Raw genomic sequence first — 6,508 nt, forward strand, 5'->3', positions numbered from 1 at the left:
GACAAGACGGTGCATGAGTACGGCAAAGGCCTCGACGACGGACGCCCCGGCGGGCGCCTTGTTTCACGTGAAACCAACCCCTACGCAGACATCGACAGCTCTTCCCACCCGTACTCGGGAAGCTCGACTGATCGCCCTGCTGCGCCAGGGTTTGGTTTCGTGAGCGGCTCTGTGGAAGGCGGCGAGCAGGCGGTCCCGCAGCCGCGAGTCGGCACCGGATTTGCCGGCCCACAAGCTTCAGGCGGTCAGGTGTACGGGACTCCGATCGGTCAACCGGCGACACCGTCGAGTGACCATCCGGATGACGTGGCGTACTCGGTCGACCCGCGCAATCCCACGCCCGCGCCGCGGCCCGGTCCTCCCGTCCAGCCCTTCGGCACGACTGTCTCGCCAACGTCCGCGCCGCCGGTCGACGCCAGAGACGCCGAGCCGGACGAGCATGTTTCACGTGAAACGCCGGGCCGGGATGAGGACGATCCGCCGCTCGCCATGGAAGCGTTGCGTGCTGTGCAGATCCTCAATCCGAGCGGCGAGATCACGATGCCGCGGCCCGATCATCCGAGGGTTCTCTGCGTCGCGAATCAAAAGGGCGGCGTCGGCAAGACCACCACGACGGTGAACCTCGCCGTCGCACTCGCGCTGCACGGCAACCGCGTGCTGGTGGTGGACCTCGACCCGCAGGGCAACGCCTCCACCGGGCTGAACGTGCCGCACCACGCTGGCGTCCCCGACGTCTACGACTGCTTGATCGACAACGTGCCACTGGCCGACGTCGCGCAGGCCGTCGAGGGCATCCCAAACCTCTACTGCGTGCCCGCGACCATCGACCTCGCCGGCGCGGAGATCGAGCTGGTCTCGGTGGTGGCGCGTGAGTCTCGCCTCGCCCGAGCGATCGCCGCGCATCCCGAGAAGTTCGACTACGTCTTCATCGACTGCCCGCCGTCGCTGGGCCTGTTGACCGTGAACGCTCTGTGCGCGGCGCAGGAGGTGTTGATCCCGATCCAGTGTGAGTACTACGCGCTGGAGGGCCTCAACCAGTTGATCAATAACATCAACCTGGTGCGACAACACCTGAACCCGACCTTGGACGTCTCGACGATCCTGCTGACGATGTACGACCGCCGCACCCGGCTGGCCGACGCCGTCGAGCAGGACGTGCGGAACCACTTCGGGGAGAAGGTGCTGAAGGCGGTCATCCCGCGGAACGTGCGTGTCTCGGAGGCGCCGAGCTACGGGCAGTCCGTGATGACCTACGACCCGGGCTCGCGGGGTGCGACCAGCTACTTCGAAGCCGCTCTGGAGATCGCGATGCGTGGGGTCAGTAACGGAGGCACCGCATGAAGAACCGTCCGCGGGGAGGCCTCGGCCGAGGCTTGGGCGCACTCATTCCGACGGCGCCGGCCGCTGCTGTCGCCACCGAAGAGGTCAGCCCTCCTCCCCCGGTGTCGGCCCCGCCACCGCAGTTTTCGGTGCCGCCGGAGCCCGCGCCCGAACCTCAGCACGAGGAGCCCGTACGTCCGGAGCCGACAAGCGAGCTCGCTCCGGTCCCGGGCGCGCGCTTCGCTGAATTGCCGGTCTCGTCGATCGTGCCGAACGCGAAGCAGCCGCGGCATGTCTTCGACGAAGAGGCGCTCGAGGAACTGAAGATCTCCATCCAGGAGGTCGGCTTCCTCCAGCCGATCGTCGTCCGCGACATGGGCGACGGGCGCTACGAACTCGTCATGGGTGAGCGGCGATGGCGTGCCGCCCAGGCCGTCGGCAAGGAGAACATCCCGGCAATCGTCCGCGACACCCGCGACGACGCCATGCTCCGCGACGCACTGCTCGAGAACATCCACCGCGCCAACCTGAACCCCCTCGAAGAGGCGGCCGCCTACCAACAGCTGCTCGACGAGTTCGGCGCGACCCACGAGGAACTCGCGAAGCGCATCGGCCGCAGCCGCCCCCAGATCTCGAACACGATCCGTCTGCTGAACCTGCCGGCCCCGGTGCAGCGAAGGGTCGCGGCTGGCGTGCTGTCGGCGGGCCACGCGCGAGCTCTGCTCGGCCTGGACGACAGCGAAGCGCAAGAGCAGCTGGCGTTGCGCATCGTCGCCGAGGGCTTGTCCGTGCGCGCCACCGAAGAACTGGTGTCGCTGGCCATCGCCGACGGCCCAGCCAAGAAGGCGACACCGTCCCGCAGGCCGAAGGTCCACGCGCCGGCACTCAACGATCTGGCGGACCGGTTGTCGGATCGCTTCGACACCAGAGTCAAGGTCGACATTGGACGGAACAAAGGCAAGATCACGATCGAGTTCGCAACGGTCGACGATCTGGAACGCATCGTCGGCATGATCGGCGTCGAAGAAGAGGGCGCCGAAGCCACGGAGGAGTGACGGAGCTCGCCGCCGGAGGCGTCGGCGGGCAACGAGAACGCGAGGCACGTGATCAAGGCGGATCGCGTGCCTTCTTCGTGTCCGACCTTAGCTCAAGCCGATGTGGGCAGAGGGACCTGACCTGCAGTGCAGTAGCCCTATAGGTTTAAGATTCAACGACTTCTGTCAGAGCCATCGTGCCGAGATTTGATCCCAGCCTAGAACTACGCGGTTGTGGTTTAGAAACGCCAAGATCAGGTCTTGGCGCATGCCATGCCCGCTGCGGGCACTAACCAGCTACGTGTTCGTGTGGATCTTGCTGCAACTCCACGAGATCACGGCGCGCTCAGCCGACCTTTCTCGCAAGACGAAGACTAATCACGTTGATTTGGCAAACCGCGATCGCGCGTGCGTCCCTGCCGCGGGAACGATCATGATCCCGAAGGCCCATCGACGTGAGAGGCGATCGCGAAGGTCGGACAGGCCACGATTCGTGGGAGTGGTCTTCACTCGCCAGCCCGGGCCGCGCCGGCCTGGTTGCTTCGTCGTATGCAATCACTGAGCGGATGACACCGGTTGCTGTTGTCGCTGTCGTTGGGCCGCGGGTGATGGTCTGGACTGACCAGTCCCGGGTCGGCCTTTGGTCGGCTAAGCCATCGAGGGTCGCAGCTGAGTCCACGCTGACGAATGCGTTGCCTCTCAACCGGACGGTCGGTTGCCCGAGGTCACGATTCGGATGGACTCGGCGTCCTCGTGAAGCAGTCCAGCCCGCCTTGGCGTCGCAACTGTGCGTGGCTGATTCGGCGGTTGCGCGTGCCCTAACCGGCGTCTTGGGCAGGCCATCACTGGCGCTGCCGCCATATGGCGTTGCCGGACCGGGTCCCGAGCCGTTCTATTCGGCTAGCCGGCGACGCTCACGCCCCACGATCCGAAGCAGACGATTGCACTCGATCGTTCCGAGCCTCCTCTTTTGCGCGACCTCTCTGAGCCGCTGTCTAGCTTTCCTCGGTAGTCACCCGTCGGCTCGCGGCCTTAGTCATCTTCGCGGCAAGGATCGCGAGCGCAGAGATCCGGCGGAGCCCTTTAGGACTACCTGCTTCCCCGGACATCCCGGTACTCCCGGCCGTTCAGTGAGGTGATCGGCGGAGGCCGGTGCGGATGTCTCTACTGAGCTCCTTGCGCGACCATCGGCGGAAACCCGGCTGCGTCTCGTCGGGAAGCGGGCTGAGAGCCGGTTGGTCAGTTTCTAGATCGCTCATGTCGCTTGCTCCAGGAGACTTGGTTTCACGTGAAACGAGCAACATCTGCGATCAAGATCGATTGGGTCTGATGCGACCCACACCAGGCCCTTCCGGTAGCTCCAGGCGCGCTGATCATGTCGCGCAATCAGCGGGCGGTGAGGTGCCCGCATCGCCACGACCGCTCGCCGTTTCACGTGAAACAACCGAGTCCTGAAGGGCGCAGTGGAGACTTCGGGCGAGCTGCGCAATACGGCGATCGGGCCGGCCCACCACTGAAGGTCGGATCACGCCAACGACCCGAGCCCGGAAATTCACTAACGTCCTGGCGCCAAACCTCGGCAGCGGCTGAGCTCGATGAGATCAGGTTCTCGATGCACCGACTGAAGTCCGTGCGTCGTCACTCCAGCACCGTCATCCGTCAGCCCACTCGCACTTCGAAGCCTCCCCGCAGGGAAATGTTTCGCTGCTGCCTCACCCGGAACCTTTAGGGCGCCGAATCTGCCGGCAATGAATTCGGGGCCAACGGAAGTGTGGCTTCGATCCTCCGGCTTGGTTTCGCAGGCTCTCCCATCACCTCTGCCCAGACGTGTTGCCAACGAGCCGTGGTTGAAGAGCGCTGAGGGCCTGAGAATTAGGGCGCTGCTCCTCCGGGACGCTCGCCCGGACGTCAAGACGCCCGCCCGGACGCCGAGACGCTATGTCGTTGCGCCGCTGTCACGGCCAGCTGTCGAATCGCCTGACGCCGGGCTGCCGGGCCGGGCTTCCGAATGCCGGCCACTGTGTAGCCGGTAGCCGAATCGCGCCGGCAGACGGACCGTCGGGGACCTGGGCTTCCGGGCTGTGCGGCGGCTAGACACATGGTCGACGCGCCGCTGCGTCGCCTGTTGCTGGGTCGTCAGGCACCAGGTCGCTGAGCTGCCGGGTCGCTCGTCGCTGTGTCGCCGGGTCAGCAGGTCGCCGGCTGTCGGGGTCGCCGGGCCATGGGCGTCGCCTGATGCTGTGTGGCCGAATGCTGGGTGGCTGGGCTACGGGCCCAGCTTCCCGGCGCTGCCGGGAAGCTGGGCCGCCGAGCGCCGAGCGCTGAGCGCTGAGCGCTGAGCGCTGAGCGCCGAGCGCCGAGCGCCGAGCGCCGAGCGCCGACGTCGCTGGGTCTATGGGCTACTGGGCTGGGGTGTTGCGTGGCTGCCGGAGCCGAGCGCAGCTCGCCTCGTCGCTCCTAGATCTGGATCTCGGTCCGGTTGACTCGCAGGTTGCCTGAAGGTGCCGCCGTCAGCGAAGGAAAGGGCTCAACGGCTCAACGGAGATTCAGATCCAGGCGATCCACGAGCCCCGTTGGTTTCACGTGAAACGACGGTGTGGTTGGGTACTTCGCTGCCCCGCCGACCTGATCGAGGAAGGCCGCCAGCGCCTGAGGCGCCCGGCTGGAGGACAAGGCGGTCAATGCGGCGGCTGACTCCCTCGCATTCGCCAACGCTGAAGCGGTGAGCTCTCCAAGTCGGCCGCATCGAGCCTTGAGGCGTTTCACGTGAAACACGAGCCACCTGGTCATCCAAACGTGTGTTGGGTGTGCTCCACCTCGTCGGTGGTGGGTACTTCGCACGGCAGGTGGCTTCATCGCTCCGAACCCACGGAGCATCATCCGCCAGCGGGCTGCCAAGCAACTTGGCCCGCCGGGGCCAACTCGGCGTTCCGACGCTCGGCGCTTCCACCCGCGGCTGTGCCGGCGGCGTGGTGGACGGTATCTGGGCCGGGCGCCTCGGTGCCCCGCTGGCCCAGGAGACTCGGTCTCGGTGGCACGCCGGTCCGGCCACCACGACAGTTTGGCCGAACCCGCAGTGGCGGGCCTGCCGCTAGATGCCCAGCAACCGAACATCTGAGTGACTCGGCCTCCCGGCAACTTGCGCGCCCGGGCCGTCGGCGCAGTGGCTCGGACTCCGCCGGCCACAGGACTCGGTGTGTCTGGTTGTGCCAGGAGGTCTCCGCTTCCCGCTGACTTGCCGGTTCGAGGACTCGGTCTCCGCCTGCAGGGCTCCGCTACCCCGAAGCTTCGGAGGCCGGGCCCGAGCACGCCTGCTCAACGGTCCGGTGTCCAGACTGCCGGATCAGCCCTCGCCGCCGACCTTCCAGGCACCGATCGTCGAAGCGGCTCGGCATCCGCCGGGTGTTCCGATCAAGCTTTCGGTTTGGCCGCTCGACATCCCGCTCCACTTGCTGGCCGGCCGACGCCCGTTGTTCCGTGCTTGCTTGGACCCGGCGTTGCGCTGGTTGGGCGTAGCGCTGGCCGAATGTCGCGCTGGCCGGGTCTCGTTGTCCTGGTCGTCCGAAACCTGGCCTCGACAGACTGGCAGTCAGGCATTGGACCGCATTGCCTGGGCAACGTCGCGGCGACAGCAATTTCGCGGTCCGGTCTCCACGGGCTCGGCGGCTAACGTCCCGCTGAGCCGCGACTCATAGGCGCAGAGGCTCATTGGCTTGGTGGCTGACGCTGACGCTGACGCTGACGCCAACGGCTCACGGCTCATAGCTCGCGGCTCACCGGTCCGCGGGCTGTGGCCCGCGGCGACCGCCCACGGCCCGCGGCGACCGCCCACGGCCCGCGGCGACCGCCCACGGCCCGCGGCGACCGCCCACGGCCCGCGGCGACCGCCCACGGCCCGCGCGACCGCTCACGGCCCGCGCGACCGCTCACGGCCCGCGCGACCGCTCACGGCCCGCGCGACCGCTCACGGCCCGCGCGACCGCCCACGGCCCGCGCGACCGCCCACGGCCCGCGCGACCGCCCACGGCCCGCGCGACCGCTCACGGCCCGCGGCTCACTCCAAGGCCCACGTCCAAGGCCCACGTCCAAGGCCCACGTCCAAGGCCCACGTCCAAGGCCCACGTCCAAGGCCCACGTCCAAGGCCCACGTCCAA

Annotated in this window: 2 protein-coding genes; both read left to right on the forward strand. The window is 67.3% G+C overall.

The window, feature by feature from the left end; translation table 11 throughout:
• Positions 1 to 159: 159 nt before the first annotated feature.
• Positions 160 to 1,341, forward strand: coding sequence for a ParA family protein (locus ACZ6TI_RS05250; RefSeq protein ID WP_465344287.1), 1,182 nt, complete (start codon positions 160 to 162; stop codon positions 1,339 to 1,341).
• Positions 1,338 to 2,375 carry a ParB/RepB/Spo0J family partition protein gene (locus ACZ6TI_RS05255; protein WP_465343732.1) on the forward strand — a complete coding sequence of 346 codons (1,038 nt, stop codon included), beginning with the start codon at positions 1,338 to 1,340 and terminating at the stop codon, positions 2,373 to 2,375. The genes ACZ6TI_RS05250 and ACZ6TI_RS05255 overlap by 4 nt, the downstream gene beginning before the upstream one ends.
• The last annotated feature ends 4,133 nt before the right edge of the window (positions 2,376 to 6,508 follow it).

The sequence above is a fragment of the Actinoplanes sp. NPDC051388 genome (assembly GCF_055586225.1).